Source organism: Candidimonas sp. SYP-B2681 (genome assembly GCF_003971065.1).
In the GTDB taxonomy this organism is placed as follows: domain Bacteria; phylum Pseudomonadota; class Gammaproteobacteria; order Burkholderiales; family Burkholderiaceae_B; genus Pollutimonas.
Window position 1 is genome coordinate 351,127 of record NZ_RYDV01000003.1, and the last position, 18,234, is coordinate 369,360.

The following is an 18,234-nucleotide window of genomic DNA, read 5'->3' on the forward strand; positions in this document are numbered from 1 at the left end:
CGAGCAGGCCGCCCTTTCAACTAATGCCAAAGTGCTTGCGGTAGCGCGGGTCCATACGCTGAATATCTAACAACACGGGAAAATCGGCCGTATTGAAGTCGGGATCCCAGGCAGGTTCTCCGCAAATGTCTGCTCCGATCTTCAGATATCCCTTGATTAGGGGAGGCACGCGAGCGGGCAACACACTATCGAGCCGGTCTACCGGATAACGATGCAATGGAACGACGCGCGGCAAATCGGGCCTGCCCGCCATATTTGCACTGGCTCGGCGCCAAACCTCGGCGGCCGTTACCCCATCATCGCGCAAGCTGACACTAGCGCAGCCAAGCACGTGCCGCAGGCCCATCTCATAGACCAATTTGGCCATTCCCGACCATAACAACATGATGACTGAACCATTGCGGTAATCAGCGTGGGTGCAAGAGCGTCCTATTTCGACGAGTTCCTGGCGCACGACACCGAGACCGGAGATATCAAATTCCGTCTCGGAATAGTAGCCGCCAGCCTTCACGGCATTGGCCGGGGTAAGCAAACGATAAGTCCCCACGACCCGGTCCGTATCCAATTCCTTGACCATGATGTGTTCACACCAGGGATCGTAGCGGTCGCTGTCCAGGCCGTCGGCAGCATCCGAGAATACGACATTCAACTCTTCAGTAAAAACGTTGTACCTTAGACGCTGTATAGCTTCCAGTTCTTCGTTGCTGCGGGCTAGGCCGACTGCAAGGCCGCCATGTGAAGGGCCAGGCCAGGAGACACCAGGTTTAGGTTCAGATGCGGTACGTGCAAGTTCGAGCATAGTTGTGACTCCGTAAACATTCCATGATTATGGTCATGGAATGTTGCAGGATTTTGATCGTCACATTACCCGTTTGTTAAATCGACCGCGACGAGGTTTCGTACGCCTTCTTCAGCCAGCGTGGTTTCTTCTGCCTCTACCATGAGCCGCAGCTTAGGTTCGGTGCCTGACGCCCGAATCAGGACGCGACCTCGACCGTTCAATAGTCGCTCGACCTTATCCTTGGCATTTTGCAGGCCTATGTGATTTTGCCAGTCAACGCCTGGCGCCAATGGAACATTGACCATTTTCTGCGGATACATTTTCAGATCGGCAACCAAAGTCGCTAGGCTTTCGCCACTTCGGCTCATTGCCGTCAACACTTGCAGGGCTGCGATAATTCCATCGCCTGTAGTGTGGCAATCTAGACACAGTAAGTGGCCTGAGCTCTCGCCGCCGTAGAGCCAACCGCGTTTCTGCATGCTTTCCAGTACATAGCGATCGCCTACCTTGGCGCGCTCGAAACCGACACCCAAAGCTTGCATCTGTTTTTCAAAACCAAAGTTCGTCATCAGCGTACCGACGACTCCATCGACCGTGCTCTGTGTCATTCGATCGCGGATGATGGCGTACAACAATTCATCGCCGTTATAGATGCGCCCGGATCCATCCACCATCTGCAGGCGATCGGCGTCGCCGTCAAGAGCGATGCCCAGATCCGCTCCGCGAGCCTTGACCTCGCTTGCCAGATGCTCGGGGTGCATCGCGCCAACGCCCTCGTTGATATTCAGCCCGTCAGGTTGACAGCCAATGGCGAAGACCTCAGCGCCAAGTTCGCGGAATACGTGTGGCGCAATGTTATAAGCAGCACCGTTGGCCGCATCGACGACGATCGATAGGCCAGACAAGTCCAACTCGTTTGGGAAAGTACTTTTGCAAAACTCAATGTACCGGCCAGCGGCGTCGTCGATACGGCGTGCGCGTCCCAGAGCCTCGGAACTGACGCAGCCCAGCGGTTCATCAATAGCCGCTTCAATTTCGGCCTCGACCTCGTCGGGCAGTTTCATGCCTTGAGCCGAGAAGAACTTGATTCCGTTATCTTGATAGGGATTATGCGAGGCGCTAATGACGATGCCCGCCACCAGCCGCAACGCTCGTGTCAGATAAGCCACGGCGGGTGTGGGAACCGGGCCAGCCAGCAAAACATCGATACCAGCGGCGGATAAACCTGCCTCAAGCGCGGATTCGAGCATATAGCCCGAGATGCGTGTGTCTTTTCCTATCACCACAGTGGGGCGGCCGCGGCCCGGATAGTAACGCGCCAAGACACGGCCGGCAGCATAACCCAAACGAAGGGCGAATTCTGCATTGATGGTCGCGCCCCCAACTTCGCCGCGCACACCATCGGTACCAAAATACTTACGTTCTGTCATAAAAATGTTCCGTATTCAATCGCTTGCCATACTTTTACCGCATCCACCGTCGCTGCGACATCGTGCACACGGATTATATTTGCGCCTCGCGCCACACCGGCCAACGCCGCTGCCACGCTCCCGCCCAACCTTTCGGCTGGTACCCTGCCTGTAACGTGACCTATCATGGATTTTCGCGACAGGCCCAGCAGCCAGGGAAGCCCTTTGCTGTCAATTTCGTTGAGGCACCTTAACATCAGGTAGTTTTGTTGCGGCGTCTTGCCAAAACCAAAACCCGGATCCAGGACAATACGTCGCGAATCGATGCCGGCAGCGTTCATCACTTGTAAGCGTTCATGCAAGAAAACTTGCACCTCATGCAGCACATCGTCGTAGCGCGGCGCCTGCTGCATGGTTTTAGGCTCGCCTTGCATATGCATTACGCACACGCCACACCCGGACCGCGCAACGGCCTCGAGGGCGCCAGCAAGACGGAAGCCATAGATGTCGTTAATCATATCCACGCCGGCATCGAGCACCGCGCGCATCACTTCTGGTTTAAACGTATCGACCGACAACGGAACGCCGGTATCCAGCAAACCTTCAATAACGGGCAGAATGCGCTTGAGTTCGTCAGCCGCTGATACCGGCTCTGCTCCAGGGCGGGTTGATTCCCCCCCTATGTCGAGCATATCGGCGCCTTCGGCAATTAACGCCTTGGCATGAGCAATGGCGACATCGGTTCCGAACTGCGTGGATGTATTAGAAAATGAGTCTGGGGTGACATTGACGATCCCCATTATTAACGGGCGCTCGAGCTGAAGCTCGAAGCGCCCGCAAACCAAAGTTGAGGTCATTGGTGTAATGCTAAGTCCTATACAGGAGTCGCGGCAGTGTTGCCCCCAGCCGATGTCAAGCCTGTTGGTGGAGTGCTGTCAGGCGTATCGGTGGATGAAGCAGGTGGCTGCGGCGCACGCGGCGGGCGACCTTGCATGATGTCTTCGATCTGCTCTGCATCGATCGTTTCCCATTCAAGCAAGGCAGCCGTCATCGCTTCCATCTTGTCGCGATTTTCTTCGATGATCTTGCGCGCCACATTGTATTGCTCGTCGATGATCGCACGGATTTCGTGGTCGACTTTTTGCATCGTGGCTTCGGACACATGGGTAGTCTTGGTAACGCTGCGGCCCAAAAACACTTCGCCTTCGTTCTCGGCATAGACGACTGGCCCGAGGGAGTCCGTCATGCCGTAGCGCGTGACGATATCGCGCGCAATGGCTGTGGCTCGTTCGAAGTCGTTGGAGGCACCGGTTGTCATTTGATGCATGAATACTTCTTCGGCGATACGGCCACCAAACAAGACAGCAATAGTGTTCAACAGGCGTTCTTTATCCATGCTGTAGCGATCGCCTTCTGGCAATTGCATGGTCACACCCAGTGCTCGGCCGCGCGGGATAATGGTTACTTTATGGACCGGATCTGTCTTGGGTAAACTGCGCGCTACCAATGCATGGCCCGATTCGTGGTAGGCCGTGTTACGGCGTTCTTCTTCGGGCATGATGAGCGAGCGGCGCTCGGCACCCATGATGATTTTGTCTTTGGCCTTTTCGAAGTCGCTCATTTCGACCGTACGACCACTGCGGCGTGCGGCGAATAAAGCCGCTTCATTGACAAGGTTTGCCAGGTCGGCACCCGAGAATCCCGGTGTACCGCGAGCAAGAACCATGGCGTCGACATTCGTCGCCAAAGGAACCTTGCGCATATGTACTTTCAGAATTTGCTCGCGGCCTCGGATATCCGGCAACGATACAACCACCTGGCGATCGAAGCGGCCTGGACGAAGCAAGGCAGGGTCGAGCACATCAGGGCGGTTGGTCGCGGCAATAACCAGAACGCCCTGACCGGTTTCAAAGCCGTCCATTTCAACAAGCAACTGATTAAGTGTTTGCTCGCGTTCGTCGTTGCCGCCACCCAGGCCAGCACCGCGCTGACGACCGACCGCATCGATTTCATCGATGAAGATGATGCAAGGCGCTTGTTTCTTGGCGTTTTCAAACATGTCACGGACCCGGGCAGCACCCACACCGACGAACATTTCGACAAAATCGGAACCCGAGATACTGAAAAACGGCACTTTCGCTTCACCGGCAATGGCCTTGGCCAGTAGCGTTTTACCCGTACCTGGCGAGCCGACCATCAGGACGCCGCGAGGAATACGGCCGCCAAGCCGTTGAAACTTGGTAGGGTCGCGCAGGAAATCGACCAGTTCCTGGACGTCTTCTTTGGCCTCGTCGCACCCAGCGACGTCGGCGAAGGTAATGTGGTTGGTGTTTTCATCCATCATGCGAGCGCGCGACTTGCCAAAGCTGAATGCCCCGCCTTTGCCGCCACCCTGCATTTGACGCATGAAAAATACCCACACTCCAATCAGAAGCAGCATGGGGAACCACGAAATAAACAGGCTTGCAAGGAAGGAAGGCTCTTCGCGTGCCTTGCCCGACACCTGAACCCCAGACTTAACCAGTTCAGGCACCATCCATAGGTCGCCCGGCGAAGTCAGACTATAGGGGCGACCCGCGTCAGGCGTGACATAAAGGGTGTCGCCCTGAATATCGACCTTACTGATGCGGCCCGCTTGAGCGTCGCTCATGAATTGCGTATATGTTACGGCCTCGGTGGTGGTCGCACGCCCGTCAAACTGCTTGAAAACAGTAAACAGAACGAGCGCAATCACCATCCAGATCGCAACCTTGGAAAACGAGTTGTTCAAAGCCAACCTCCTACTTGTAACTACGACTTGCCAGACCCCCGCAAAGACGGCAGCAAAACAAGTATGTCAATAATTCATTCTACCTGATAGATAGAAATATGTTTGTCAAAACCTTACCGTTTAAGACGCCGGGCGACCAAAAAGGTTTCGGAGGATTTATCGCGGGAGGCCTTGGGTTTGCGCTCTACCACTCGCTGGAAACGTTGCTTGAACGATTCGACGATTTGGGAGAACCCGCTGCCATGGAAAGCCTTGATAATAAGTGCGCCATCCGGCTTTAGATAACTGCAGGAAAATTCAAGCGCCAAATCGCACAGATGCTGAATTCTTGCTGAATCGGCCGACCCTACCCCAGACAAATTGGGGGCCATATCCGAGATTACAAGGTCTACTTGCTGCCCTTCGAGCAAAATCTTTAGTTGCTCTAGTACGGAATCTTCGCGAAAATCGCCTTGTATGAACTCGACTCCGGCGACGGGCTCCATGGGCAGCATGTCGAGCGCGATGATCCGGCCAGTAACGACCCCACCTGCGCCCGCGAGGCGTTCCCGAGCAACCTGCGACCAGCTGCCTGGCGCCGACCCAAGATCAACCACGATATCGCCGCGCTGCATAAGCTTTTCGGTATCAAGAATTTCGGTCAGCTTGAATGCTGCCCTTGCCCGATACCCCTTCTGTTGCGCCATTTTGACGTAGGGATCATTAATATGCTGCTGAATCCACTCTTTTGAGAATTTATTTTTGGCCATTCCCGTACAATCTCATTATGCCAAAACTCGACATTACTTCCCAAGAACGTAGCGCACTGCGCGCTGCCGCCCACCCTTTGCGTCCGGTCGTACTGATTGGAGACCGGGGCTTATCCGATTCAGTGCTTAAAGAAATCGATCTTAATCTGAATGCCCACCAATTGATCAAGGTGCGCGTTGCAGACGACGATCGTGAAGCGCGCACCGCCATGCTGGAAACCATATGCGAAACGTTATCGTGCGCTTTGGTTCACCATTTGGGCAAAACCCTGATTATTTACCGGCCAGATACCGCTGCTGCACGAGCCAAGTTCGACGCCGAAAATGCAACGCGCGCAGTCCGCAAGCCCTCGGAACCACATACACCCAAGAAGCTGGCGGCCCAGGGCGTTACACGCACACGCCGAACCGAGAAAGCCGAGCGGAAAGCACGCAAGGTCGAAAGGCTTGAATCGGCCCCACCACGCGCCCGCCGCGCCGGCGCTGCAACACCAGAACGTCCTGCACATGGAATCCCGCGCCGTGCGGGCAGTGCCATGTCGTTGCGTGCAGGAGCCAGGCGCACACAAGGACCAGGAAAACGCTGATTCAAATTATAAAGCCCAACACACCGAGTGACTGGGCTTTTATTTTTTGAGCGCGTATTGTACGCCAGCCGCCAATGCGGCTGGAAGGCATCAATTACAGATAGCTAACATTCAGCACTTCAAATTCACGAATTCCGGCGGGCGCTTTGACCGACACAACATCGCCTTCGCCTTTGCCGATGAGCGCGCGCGCTACCGGACTTGACACTGATATACGATTGGAACGGATGTCGGCCTCGACATCGCCCACGATTTGGTACGTGACGCGTTCGCCAGACTCCAGATCTTCAATTTCAACGGTAGCGCCAAAAACGGCCCGGCCATCGACATCGAGCGATGTAGGGTCGATTATCTGCGCATTGGACAACGTACCCTCGAGTTCCTTGATCCGGCCTTCAACAAACGCCTGGCGCTCTCGCGCCGCATCGTATTCGGCATTTTCGGAAAGGTCACCCTGGGCGCGGGCCTCGGCAATCGAATTGATAATCTCGGGGCGCTCAACGGTTTTCAAACGATGCAGCTCGATTTGCAGGCGCTCAGCGCCACGCACTGTCAACGGTATCGCAGACATAACATTCCTGAATAAAAAGTAAAAGACGCTCCTCACAAGGAGCGCCTATAAATAATGAATTGGTCAAACAGTATCGGACTGTACTGTGATGCGAACTAAAGGAAGCGTTGGTTTGTTATAGCTGTAAACAACGATTAGGTCTAGCTCAAAATAAAACCCCGGCGCATGATCAAACCGGGGATATGTCTGTATTGTCGGCAAACTTCAGAAAAATTGCAAGTCGACGAAAGGCCTAGACAACGCCCTTAGGAGCAGCACGCGATCCTAGGCGTAATAGCGCATATAGGATGATCGCGCCGAACGTGGCGGTCCCGATGCCGTCAAGCTTGAATGCGCCAAACTGCAGTGTAAAGTTGCCCGCTCCCAAAATCAGCGTGACGGCAGCAACGATAAGATTACGATTATCACTGAAGTCGACTTGGTTCACCACCCAGATACGGGCGCCGGCCACCGCAATCAAACCGAAAACCACTACCGACATCCCACCCAGCACAGGCCCGGGTATGGTCTGAATAAGGGCTCCGAACTTGGGCGAAAAGCCCAGCAAGATCGCGATCAGGGCCGCAACCACAAAGACCAGAGTGGAATAAATACGGGTTACAGTCATTACCCCGATGTTTTCCGCATAGGTTGTGACACCTGTACCGCCTACAGAGCCCGACAGCATTGTTGCTACGCCGTCGCCCACAAATGCGCGGCCGAGATAGACGTCGAGATTCCTGCCCGTCATGGCACTAACCGCCTTGATGTGGCCAAGATTTTCAGCCACCAAGATGATGGCGACCGGCGCGATGACGCTGATTGCATGTAGCTGGAACACAGGCGCCGCGAATTGCGGCAGACCAAGCCAAGGGGCCTTTGCCACGTCAGCGAAGTCAATAGCACGGCCGAAGCCTAATCCATTGGCGAATATCGCGTAGATAATGCAGGCCAGCAGCAAGCCGACAAGAATCAACAGGCGTTGCGTAGTTCCCCGTGTATAAACGGCAATCCCTCCTACGCATAATACAGTCATCAGCGCCATCAATGCGTCGAATGTCGAGCCGCCCATGGCGCCTTTGGCGGCAATCGGGGCAAGATTCAAGCCTATAACCGCAACGACTGCGCCCGTGACCACGGGGGGCATCCAGCGATCAATCCATGCCGCAGCGCCGCCGGATCGGACATTCATCCACCATATCAGCAATCCAATAAGCGTATAAACCAACCCGCAGACAATAATTGCCCCCAATGCCACGCCGATATTCAGGTTCTGGCCCGAACCGGCATAACCGGTTACCGCAATAACGCCCCCGATAAACGCGAAGCTGGATCCGAGATAGCTTGGAACACGGCCGCCGACAAAAAGAAAGAAAATCAAGGTGCCGACACCGGACATCAGTATCGCCACATTCGGGTCAAACCCCATGAGTAGAGGGGCAAGGATTGTGGATCCGAACATTGCAACAACGTGCTGGGCGCCCATCGCAATATTCTGCGGCCAGGATAAGCATTCATCTGGCTGCACGACAACGCCCTGGGCGCCGCCTTGCACTTTTCGCCAGCGGGGAAAATAAGAGTTCAACATGAGGTGTAGCCTTTTTTATGGATTTGCATTTTTACCGTGGCAGAGTGTACGTTTGCCTGCGGCTCCGCGGCAAGAAATAATACGCTCGGGACTAAGGTTTTCCCTAGGAGACTATTACGCGCGCCAGCTTATCATCGAGTTTAAAAATTTTTAATGGATGATGACCGTCACGTTGCTATGTTTCGGGCATCCGTCGTTACCAGGGAGACAAATATGAATAAGAAACTCAAACCCTTGCTGGCAGCTGCGCTGCTGGTGGCGGCCGGCCCGGCAATTTCGGGAACCGTTACGGTAATCACCTCTTTTCCCAAAGAGCTTACGCAGGCATATAAGACAGCCTTCGAAAAAGCAAATCCGGATATAAAGCTCGAGATCCTGAATAAAAACACCGTGTCTGGAATCGCTTATGTCAAAGAAACCGAGGCTGGAAAACGGCCGGAAGTATTCTGGGCTAGCGCGCCCGATGCATTCGAAGTTCTCGCTCAGGCGAACCTGCTGGAGAAAGCGGGCGATATCGCCAACCACGATGTCCCTGACAAAATCGGCAACTTTCCTATCAACGATCCCAGCGGCTACTTTCTGGGTCAGGCGCTGGCCGGCTACGGCATTATGTACAACACGCGTTTGATCAAAGCCAAAAAGCTCGCGCCGCCAGCCTCGTGGGCGGATCTGCTAGCGCCAGAGTGGTACGGCAACGTTGGGATCACGTCGCCCTCGCGCTCGGGCACCATGCACCTGACGGTCGAAACCATCTTGCAGGGCGAGGGCTGGGACAAAGGCTGGAATACGCTGCTTCGCATGTCAGGCAATAGCGCCGCCATTACCGATCGTTCCTTTGGGGTACCTGACGGGGTCAATAACGGACAATTCGGCGCGGGGCCGGTTATCGATTTTTTTGGCCTTTCAAGTAAGTACTCGAAGTTTCCCGTAGAGTTTGTGTACCCTGAAGAAACGGCCATCGTGCCGGCCAATATCGCCTTGATCGCGGGCGCGAAGAGCACGGCAGAGGGCAAGAAGTTCATTGCTTACACCCTTAGCAAAGAAGGCCAGGAATTATTGCTCAAGCCCGAGATCTCCCGCCTGCCGGTTCTGCCCTATAAGAACCTGAACAACGTTCCAGAAGGTTATCCGGATCCGGGCGAAATCGCCAAGCGCAGCAAAGTCCAGTTCGACGTAGACCTTTCCCAAAGCCGCTACTACATCGTGCAATCGCTGTTCGATCAAACCATCACCTTCCGGCACGCCGATTTACAACAGGCCACCAAGGCAATTCACGCCGCCCATGCCAGACACGGAGCCAACATCGGCGAAAAAGCTCGCCAGCTGCTGGACGAAGCCAAGAAACTGGCCTGGACGCCATTGTTAAGCGCCGAACAAACCAAGTCGCCAGAACTTCTTGCCCTGTTTTCAGGCAACAAGAAAGACGCGGACATAAGCCAGAAGTTATCCAAGATTCAGGGCGACTGGAACAGCCAGGCAAAAATCAATTACGAAAAAGCTCAAGCTCTGGCAAAAGAAGCGGCTTCGCAATAGCCGGCATGCCCGGGCGCCTATTGGGCACGCCGGGCACAGTTTCTAGTGTTCCCAGTAACAGCGGCAAATTGCGGCACGTTTCAAGGCCTTCATGACCTATTTCTCCTCATCGCGATTCCCTCCGGTTTCTTGCTTATCGCCTTACTTGTGCTGGCCTTTCTTGCCTTGTTCCTGATCATTCCGGTTGCCAGCGTTTTTTATAGCGCATTCGTTAATGCAGATGGCAGCTTTACCTTAGGCCACTTTGCTGCTTTTTTTCATCAGACTCTGCTAAAGGAATCTTTCTTCAATAGTCTGTTTGTTGCCGTGGCGGCCACTTTCTTTTCGTCAGTGATCGCCGTGCCGCTCGCTTATTTGACTATCCGCTTTCACTTTCGCGGCGCACTCATCATTCAGACACTGGGGGTTTTGCCGCTTATCATGCCGCCCTTTGTCGGAGCGGTTGCGATGCAGCTGATTTTCGGGCGTGCAGGCACGATCAATTTGCTGTTGGATGAATGGTTAGGCATCACGCTCCCGCTGATGGACGGTCTTAATGGCATCATCTTTGTAGAGTCTTTGCATTACTTTCCATTCATTCTTATGAACCTCACCGTAGCGCTGCGTAATATCGACGGCGCCATGGAAGAGGCGGCGGTCAATCTGGGCGCTAAAGGGTGGCGCTTATTCCGGAGGGTGATCTTTCCTTTGGCGTTGCCCGGTTACGTTGCCGGCGCGTCACTTGTCTTCGTAAAGGTATTCGACGATCTGGGCACGCCCCTGGTGCTGGGCATTACGAATATGCTGGCGCCTCAAGCGTATTTGCGAATTACTCAGGTAGGCATCGATGACCCGCTAGGCTATGTAATAAGCGTGATCATGATCGGATTTTCCATTCTGGCGCTGTGGCTGTCCGCCAAGGCACTTAAAGGCAAGGATTATTCGACATTACAAAAAGGCGGCAACTCGCTACAGCAACGATCCCTTGGCAAAGCCCAATCCATTTTTGCCTATGCCTGGATCGCCGCAGTGCTGCTGCTGGTATTGTCGCCCCATCTTGGTGTCCTACTGCTCTCACTGGCGACCGTATGGAGCTACGCCCCCTTACCCGACGCCTACACGCTGGCGCATTATTCTGCCGTGTTCAATGAGTCGCAAGGGATGATCAGCAATACCCTGCTTTACTGTGGCCTGGCTGCGGGCATTGACGTCATCTTGGGTACTGCCATTGCCTACCTCATGTTGCGAACCAGGCTGCCTGGCCGTCAATGGCTGGACTGGATCTCATCTGCGGCGTTGGCGATTCCGGGCATTGTGCTGGCCATCGGCTTCATGCGCACTTTCCGCGGCATCGATATCCCCGGTACGGAAATTGGCATAACGACTACTTGGGTTTTGATCATGATCGCTTACTCAGTACGGCGTCTGCCTTACGCATTGCGCTCATGCATTGCGGCCCTTCAACAAATCAATCTGTCGCTCGAAGAAGCTGCCGCGTCGGTCGGGGCCAATCGCTTCGGCACAATCCGCAGGATAGTGATTCCCCTGATGGCGGGCGGGATGCTGGCCGGCTTCGTCACGAGCTTTATTACGGCCGCCGTCGAACTCTCGGCCACTATCATGCTGGTTACGCGGGACAGCGATGCGCCCATGAGCTATGGCATCTATCTGTATATGCAAAGCGCTTCAGGGCGCGGGCCGGGTGCGGCGCTAGGCGTGCTGGCCGTAGTAGCCGTCGCCGCGGGCACCTATGCTTCCCATCTTATCGTCGAACGTGCTTCGGCTCGCCAGCGTCCCGTGCGCGCCAGTTTGGAAACCACATGAAAAAAGTCAGTGTCGAATGCCGCAATATCAAGCTTTCGTATGGCAAAACCGAAGTCTTGAAAGATATCAATCTTCGTATCGAACCTGGCGAATTTTTCGCCCTGCTTGGGCCCTCAGGATCGGGCAAGTCGACGCTGTTGCGCCTGATCGCCGGATTTAATCAGGCAGACTCTGGCCAGTTGCTGGTCGATGGAAAAGACATCAGCACTATCGCGCCGCATAAACGTAATATTGGAATGGTGTTCCAAAGCTATGCCTTGTGGCCTCACATGACGGTCTGGGACAATGTCGCCTTTGGCTTGATCGAGCGAAGAACACCCCGCGCCGAAGTCAATGCCAGGGTGGCCGCAGCCCTTGAACTGGTCGGCTTGCCGCAATATGGCAAGCGCCGTCCGAACGAATTGTCGGGTGGGCAGCAGCAACGCGTGGCGCTTGCCCGCACTATCGTCATCGAGCCGCAAGTGCTCTTGCTTGATGAGCCCTTATCCAATCTGGACAAGAATTTGCGCGTACAGATGCGTCAAGAGCTGCTTTCTCTGCAACGCAGATTGGGAATAACGACCATTTTTGTTACACATGATCAGGAAGAAGCCATGACGACAGCCGACCGCATGGCCGTAATGGACCTTGGCGTGATTCAACAAATAGGCAGCCCGTCTACTCTTTTTGATTTCCCTTGCAATCGCTTTGTCGCTAATTTTGTGGGCACCATGAATGTGCTTGAAGGTGACGTGAAGGCGCGCAACAGCAATAACATAATTTTAAGCATAGACGGAGTGGGCGACCTTAGCTTACCCCTGCACACAGACGCGCCCGCGACTTCACGTATTTCTGCAAGCTTCCGTCCTCACACAGTACAAATGGAAGCAGTCGGAGGACAAGGCAACGCTCGCTTCATCTGGCTACCAGGGGTGGTGGAGCGCAGTGAATTCCTGGGCGAATTCACCCGCTATGAGGTACGTGTCGGAGAACAGTGCATTACGGCCGATCAAACTCATTACGCTGGCCTAAGCATTTATCGGCCTGGGGCATCGGTCTCAATCGGCCTGGAAGCTGCGCAAATCAGGCTGCTTGCCGGTGAAGGGCAGTCGAGCTAACGGGTAGCCCAGACTGAAGACGCGTGGGCTGCCTGCGACCCAACTGGTAGAATAGGTGTGCACCCGTCGAGTGTCGGCTGCGCCTACGATGGCGGCTTATCCCGAGCGCGACGGCCTTCATGAAAGCGGTATCCACCTTCTTCCGGGCGGCCCCATCCAGAACGCCGGACAAGCAATACTGTTGGCCTTATTTCACTGCTGAAAAAAACCTGGAATATAGATAACTTGATGAAAATCGTTGCATGAGCATGACTCACTTCTGGCTGATACGACACGGGGAAACCCAATGGAACGCCGCTAAACGCCTGCAAGGCTGGATTGATATCCCCTTAAGCCCAATCGGGTTAAAACAAGCCCGACAACTGGCAGATTACCTGCGGTCGCCGTCATTTGGCGTACCCATCGATGTCGTGGTCAGCAGCGACCTTGGCCGTGCCGTCGAAACGGCACGCATCGCCACCACCCACTTAGGATTGCCGATAGAAGCCATACCCGACTTGCGCGAGCGCAGCTATGGCATCTACGAGGGTAAAGACTGGGCCACACTCGACATTATGCGGACCCGCGGCAACGGTATCGATTTCCGCAATCCGCAGCAGCTTATCGACCAGGGCGAGGCGTTGCATGCGTTTGATGTACGCATCAGTGACGCATTCGAGAACCTGGCGCAACGCTATCCAGGCAAGAACATTCTTGCCTTTGCTCACGGCGGAGTCATCGACATTGCCTGGCGCAGAGTCGAACAGTTGCCGCTTGATGCTCCCCGCGCCCATCCTATTCTCAATGCCAGTATCAATCAGTTTTCGATCGACTCAGATCTGCAATGGAAGTTGACCGACTGGGGCCAAGTCGAACACCTTGAAAACGCTGCCCAAGACGATATTATCTAAGGCAACAGATGCAAACGAAGCAGGATCTGAATACCTGCCCGTGTGGCGGAATGATTGCAGGCTCTTCCTATGCGGCCTGTTGCCGACCCTTTATTGAAGGGCTGCAGCCGGCGCCCAGCGCCGAACATCTTATGCGTTCGCGCTACACCGCGTACGTAATGGCTGATGTGGCATACGTACGAGCCACCTGGCACCCAAGCACCCGGCCAACTGATTTGGTTCTGGAGTCCCCCGGCGCCCCTCACGCCATACGCTGGCTCGGACTCACAGTGCACAGCCATACGCAGCTTACCGATACGCAGGCCCAGGTCATGTTCACGGCGAAGTATCGCGAAGCCGGCCGCGCGCACCGCATAAAAGAACACAGTCGCTTTGTACTGGAAAGCGGACAATGGTTTTATGTGGATGGCGATGTGGATTTCAATCAGCCATAACGCCGGCTGATATGCGAAAGAACCTGGCCTATAACGTGGATCGTGGCTTGCGTTCACGACGCACTGCAAGATAGTCGTACAGAGCATCAGGCAGGCAGCCCAGCAATTTGGCGGCACACGCCATTTGCCAAGGTATTACTTTATACGAAACGCCTTTTTCAATAGCCCGCATGGCATGTTCCGCAAAGCGCTCGGCCGACATCAGGAAAGGCATTTTGTATGGATTGTGCGCCGTCATCGGGGTTTGAATAAAGCCCGGCGCCAGCGTCACAACTCGAATTCCAGCCGGGCCTAATTCCACCCGCAAACTTTCGCAATAGGCTCGCACTGCGGCTTTCGACGCACTATACGCCCCCGCTCCCGGCAATCCCCGCACGGCCGCCACGCTGGATATACCGACAAGTCGGCCCTCGCCTCGTTGAGTCATCGAGGCGATAAAAGGCTCGAATGTCGCCACCGTAGCCGTCAAGTTTGTGTCAATGATGGCTTCAAAAATCTTGAAGTCTTCAGGGGCTTCAGTGAGGGTGCCAACGCTGATGCCCGCACTGGCTATCACCACATCTACCGCGCCTTCAGAAAGAAAATCGACGGCCGCTGCATGTAAGGCCTGACGGTCTCTGACATCTAGCGGGTAAATCTTGTGGTCGCCCGGGATGCTGTCTGCCAGGGCTTGCAACGCCTGCGAACGGCGCCCGACCAGCCCCAACTGGACACCATGCCGCGCATAAAGCAAAGCGAGCGCGGCGCCTATGCCGCTGCTCGCCCCGGTAATGAATACGCGCTTCATCAAGGCCCGGCCTATTGGCTAGGCAAACCGGCGTGCAGATCTTGCAAAGAATAGACTTTTAGGCCGCCCCCCTGACGCAGATACTGAAGGCCTTCTACTGCGGCACATGCCCCGGCGATCGTCGTAAAGAAGGTGACTCGGGCCGCCAACGAATTAATCCGTATCATGCGCGAATCGGCAATGGCGTTGCGCCGCTCTTCGACAGTGTTGATCACGAGGGCAACTTCACCATTCTTGATCATGTCGACAATATGCGGACGACCTTCAGTTACCTTGTTGACAACTTGAACGTCAAGGCCTGCCGCCTCGAATGCCATGGCAGTACCACGCGTGGCGACAATCTTGAAACCCAGCGTAATAAGACCGCGTGCAACTTCGACGGCACGCGGCTTGTCTTGTTCGCGCACACTGATGAACGCCGTACCAAATTCAGGCAACAAGACGCTCGCAGCCAACTGCGATTTGACGAAAGCCTCGCCGAAACTTTCGCCCACACCCATGACTTCGCCCGTAGACTTCATTTCCGGGCCAAGTATGGTGTCTACACCGGGGAATTTCACGAAAGGAAATACCGCTTCTTTGACTGAGAAATACGTGGGAACGATTTCTTTGTGTATACCCTGCTCGGCAAGCGTCTTGCCGGCCATGGCCCTTGCTGCGATCTTGGCCAGCTGCAGCCCGGTCGCTTTTGAGACATAAGGCACGGTACGCGATGCCCGTGGGTTTACTTCCAGTACATACACGTCGCCATCCTGGATGGCGAACTGCACGTTCATCAAACCTTTGACATTAAGAGCACGAGCCATAAGCGAGGTCTGGCGCTTGATTTCAGTGATAGCTTCAGCCGAGAGCGAATACGGAGGCAAACTGCATGCTGAATCGCCTGAGTGCACACCCGCCTGCTCGATGTGTTCCATGACGCCGCCGATAAAGACGGTTTCGCCATCGGCAATGCAGTCGACATCGACCTCGGTTGCATTGTTCAGGAAATGGTCAAGCAGGACAGGAGAATCATTGCTGACCTTGACCGCTTCACGCATGTAGCGCTCGAGGTCTTGCTGCTCGTGAACGATTTCCATAGCGCGTCCGCCCAATACATAGCTGGGACGTACAACTAGCGGATAACCAATTTCGGCGGCATGGGCCAGGGCTTCGCCCTCGGTACGGGCGGTGCGATTAGGCGGCTGGCGCAGGCCGAGCTTGGTAAGCAGCTTTTGGAAACGCTCACGATCTTCGGCAACGTCGATGGATTCCGGGCTGGTACCGATGATGGGCACCCCATTGGCTTCCAAGGCACGAGCCAGCTTTAGCGGAGTCTGGCCGCCATATTGCACGATCACGCCGACCGGCTTTTCTTTGTGGACGATTTCCAGAACGTCTTCGAGCGTTACCGGCTCGAAATACAGGCGATCGGACGTATCGTAATCGGTCGAAACGGTTTCCGGATTGCAATTGACCATGATGGTTTCGTAGCCATCTTCCCGCAGCGCCAGCGATGCATGGACACAGCAATAGTCGAACTCAATGCCTTGTCCGATGCGGTTGGGACCGCCGCCCAGAACGATGATCTTTTGACGATCGGTCGGGGCTGATTCGCATTCGTCTTCGTAAGTGGAGTACATATAAGCCGTACTCGTGGCGAACTCGGCAGCGCAGGTATCGACCCGTTTATAGACGGGACGTACGCCAAGCTGATGGCGCAACTTACGGACTTCAGTTTCGGACGTATCAAGCAGAAATGCCAGACGGCGATCAGAGAAGCCGCGACGTTTCAATTGCCACACGGTGTCGTAATCAAGGTCGGCAAGTGTCTTTTGTTCCAGCGCCAGTTCGATATCGACAATTTCTTTTATTTGGGCCAGGAACCAGGGGTCGATATGCGTGAGGCCATGAACTTCTTCGAGGGTGAAACCCTGAGCAAAGGCGTCGCCCACATACCAGATACGCTCGGGTCCGGGTTCGCCTAATTCAACCTGCAGTTTTTCGCGGTCGGTCGTTTTCTGGTTGAGCCCGTCGACTCCGACTTCAAGCCCTCGTAACGCTTTCTGGAAAGACTCCTGAAAGGTCCGGCCAATGGCCATGACTTCGCCCACGGATTTCATTTGCGTGGTCAGGCGCGAATCGGCAGCGGGAAACTTTTCGAAGGCGAATCGTGGCACCTTGGTAACCACATAGTCGATTGACGGTTCAAACGACGCGGGCGTAGCGCCGCCCGTGACTTCATTACGCAGTTCGTCGAGCGTGTACCCGACGGCAAGCCGCGCGGCCACTTTGGCGATGGGAAAACCAGTCGCTTTGGAAGCCAACGCGGACGACCGCGACACGCGCGGGTTCATCTCGATGACAATCATGCGGCCGGTACCGGGGTGGACGGCAAACTGCACGTTAGAGCCGCCGGTATCGACGCCAATTTCTCGCAATACCGCGATCGATGCGTTACGCATGATCTGGTATTCCTTGTCGGTCAAGGTTTGCGCAGGCGCCACGGTAATCGAGTCGCCGGTATGTACGCCCATAGGGTCGAGGTTTTCGATGGAGCAAATAATAATGCAGTTGTCGGCGCTGTCGCGCACAACTTCCATCTCGTATTCTTTCCAGCCTAACAAGGACTCTTCGATCAGCAGCTCGCTGGTAGGCGATGCTTCCAGGCCGCGCCGGCAAATCGTTTCGAATTCTTCACTGTTGTAGGCGATGCCGCCACCCGAGCCGCCCATGGTGAAGCTGGGACGTATGACCACTGGAAAGCCTGAAACATTGGCTTCCCTGGCGATGCGCCGCTGAACTTCCCAGGCTTCATCAAGGGTGTGAGCGACGCCCGATTTAGCAGACTCAAGACCGATTTTGGTCATGGCCTGTTTGAATTTCTGGCGGTCTTCGGCCTTCTCGATGGCGTGTTCGTTGGCGCCTATGAGTTCGACGCCGTGCTTTTCCAGTACGCCTTTGTGGACCAGGTCGAGTGCACAGTTAAGCGCTGTCTGGCCGCCCATGGTGGGCAACAAGGCGTCGGGCTTCTCGCGTTCGATGATTTTCTCGACCGCTTCCCAGGTAATGGGCTCGATGTAGGTGACATCGGCGGTTTCCGGGTCCGTCATGATGGTGGCCGGATTGCTATTGACCAGAATGGTGCGATAACCCTCGGCCTTGAGGGCCTTGCAGGCTTGTGCGCCGGAGTAGTCGAATTCGCACGCCTGACCAATAATGATCGGACCCGCCCCAATGATAAGAATACTTTTTATGTCTAAACGCTTTGGCATAA

15 protein-coding genes are annotated in these 18,234 nt (G+C 55.0%); 6 read left to right on the forward strand and 9 right to left on the reverse strand.

The window, feature by feature from the left end:
- Nucleotides 1–16: 16 nt before the first annotated feature.
- From EKL30_RS08910 to EKL30_RS08930, 5 genes are all read right to left on the reverse strand, one after another.
- Nucleotides 17–799, reverse strand: coding sequence for a GNAT family N-acetyltransferase (locus tag EKL30_RS08910; RefSeq protein ID WP_126706859.1), 783 nt, complete (start codon nt 797–799; stop codon nt 17–19).
- A 65-nt stretch (nt 800–864) separates the two neighbouring features.
- Nucleotides 865–2,211, reverse strand: coding sequence for a phosphoglucosamine mutase (glmM, locus tag EKL30_RS08915; RefSeq protein WP_126706860.1), 1,347 nt, complete (start codon nt 2,209–2,211; stop codon nt 865–867).
- Nucleotides 2,208–3,047 carry a dihydropteroate synthase gene (gene folP, locus EKL30_RS08920; RefSeq protein ID WP_126706861.1) on the reverse strand — a complete coding sequence of 280 codons (840 nt, stop codon included), beginning with the start codon at nt 3,045–3,047 and terminating at the stop codon, nt 2,208–2,210. Before folP ends, glmM begins: the two co-directional genes overlap by 4 nt.
- A gap of 17 nt (nt 3,048–3,064) precedes the next feature.
- Nucleotides 3,065–4,960 carry an ATP-dependent zinc metalloprotease FtsH gene (gene ftsH / locus EKL30_RS08925; RefSeq protein WP_126706862.1) on the reverse strand — a complete coding sequence of 632 codons (1,896 nt, stop codon included), beginning with the start codon at nt 4,958–4,960 and terminating at the stop codon, nt 3,065–3,067.
- A 113-nt stretch (nt 4,961–5,073) separates the two neighbouring features.
- The gene (locus tag EKL30_RS08930; RefSeq protein WP_126706863.1) at nt 5,074–5,709 is read right to left on the reverse strand and encodes an RlmE family RNA methyltransferase; all 636 of its coding nucleotides are present in this window, start codon (nt 5,707–5,709) and stop codon (nt 5,074–5,076) included.
- 17 nt (nt 5,710–5,726) lie between these two features.
- Between EKL30_RS08930 and EKL30_RS08935 the strand changes: the two genes are divergently transcribed.
- A complete protein-coding gene (locus EKL30_RS08935) occupies nt 5,727–6,296 on the forward strand; it encodes a YhbY family RNA-binding protein (protein WP_126706864.1) in 570 nt (189 codons plus the stop codon).
- A gap of 94 nt (nt 6,297–6,390) precedes the next feature.
- On the opposite strand, the gene greA is transcribed toward EKL30_RS08935, so the two are convergent.
- The gene (gene greA, locus EKL30_RS08940; protein WP_126706865.1) at nt 6,391–6,867 is read right to left on the reverse strand and encodes a transcription elongation factor GreA; all 477 of its coding nucleotides are present in this window, start codon (nt 6,865–6,867) and stop codon (nt 6,391–6,393) included.
- Nucleotides 6,868–7,099: 232 nt separating this feature from the next.
- Nucleotides 7,100–8,434: a solute carrier family 23 protein gene (locus tag EKL30_RS08945; RefSeq protein ID WP_126706866.1), complete on the reverse strand. Its 1,335-nt coding sequence runs from the start codon at nt 8,432–8,434 to the stop codon at nt 7,100–7,102.
- A gap of 213 nt (nt 8,435–8,647) precedes the next feature.
- On the opposite strand from EKL30_RS08945, the gene EKL30_RS08950 reads away from it, so the two are divergent.
- The 5 genes from EKL30_RS08950 to EKL30_RS08970 all read left to right on the forward strand — a co-directional run bounded on the left by EKL30_RS08950 (nt 8,648) and on the right by EKL30_RS08970 (nt 14,191).
- Nucleotides 8,648–9,967: an ABC transporter substrate-binding protein gene (locus EKL30_RS08950; protein ID WP_126706867.1), complete on the forward strand. Its 1,320-nt coding sequence runs from the start codon at nt 8,648–8,650 to the stop codon at nt 9,965–9,967.
- A 108-nt stretch (nt 9,968–10,075) separates the two neighbouring features.
- Complete coding sequence (locus EKL30_RS08955; protein WP_126706988.1) at nt 10,076–11,770, forward strand: iron ABC transporter permease; 1,695 nt, start codon at nt 10,076–10,078, stop codon at nt 11,768–11,770.
- Nucleotides 11,767–12,867, forward strand: a complete 1,101-nt coding sequence (locus tag EKL30_RS08960) for an ABC transporter ATP-binding protein (RefSeq protein ID WP_126706868.1) — start codon at nt 11,767–11,769, stop codon at nt 12,865–12,867. Before EKL30_RS08955 ends, EKL30_RS08960 begins: the two co-directional genes overlap by 4 nt.
- 242 nt (nt 12,868–13,109) lie before the next feature.
- The gene (locus EKL30_RS08965) at nt 13,110–13,757 is read left to right on the forward strand and encodes a histidine phosphatase family protein (RefSeq protein ID WP_233582951.1); all 648 of its coding nucleotides are present in this window, start codon (nt 13,110–13,112) and stop codon (nt 13,755–13,757) included.
- Between the two features lie 8 nt (nt 13,758–13,765).
- Complete coding sequence (locus tag EKL30_RS08970; protein ID WP_126706869.1) at nt 13,766–14,191, forward strand: YchJ family protein; 426 nt, start codon at nt 13,766–13,768, stop codon at nt 14,189–14,191.
- A gap of 28 nt (nt 14,192–14,219) precedes the next feature.
- On the opposite strand, the gene EKL30_RS08975 is transcribed toward EKL30_RS08970, so the two are convergent.
- Both EKL30_RS08975 and carB read right to left on the reverse strand, forming a co-directional pair.
- Complete coding sequence (locus tag EKL30_RS08975) at nt 14,220–14,978, reverse strand: SDR family oxidoreductase (protein WP_126706870.1); 759 nt, start codon at nt 14,976–14,978, stop codon at nt 14,220–14,222.
- An 11-nt stretch (nt 14,979–14,989) separates the two neighbouring features.
- Nucleotides 14,990–18,232, reverse strand: coding sequence for a carbamoyl-phosphate synthase large subunit (gene carB / locus EKL30_RS08980; protein WP_126706871.1), 3,243 nt, complete (start codon nt 18,230–18,232; stop codon nt 14,990–14,992).
- Between the last annotated feature and the right edge of the window lie 2 nt (nt 18,233–18,234).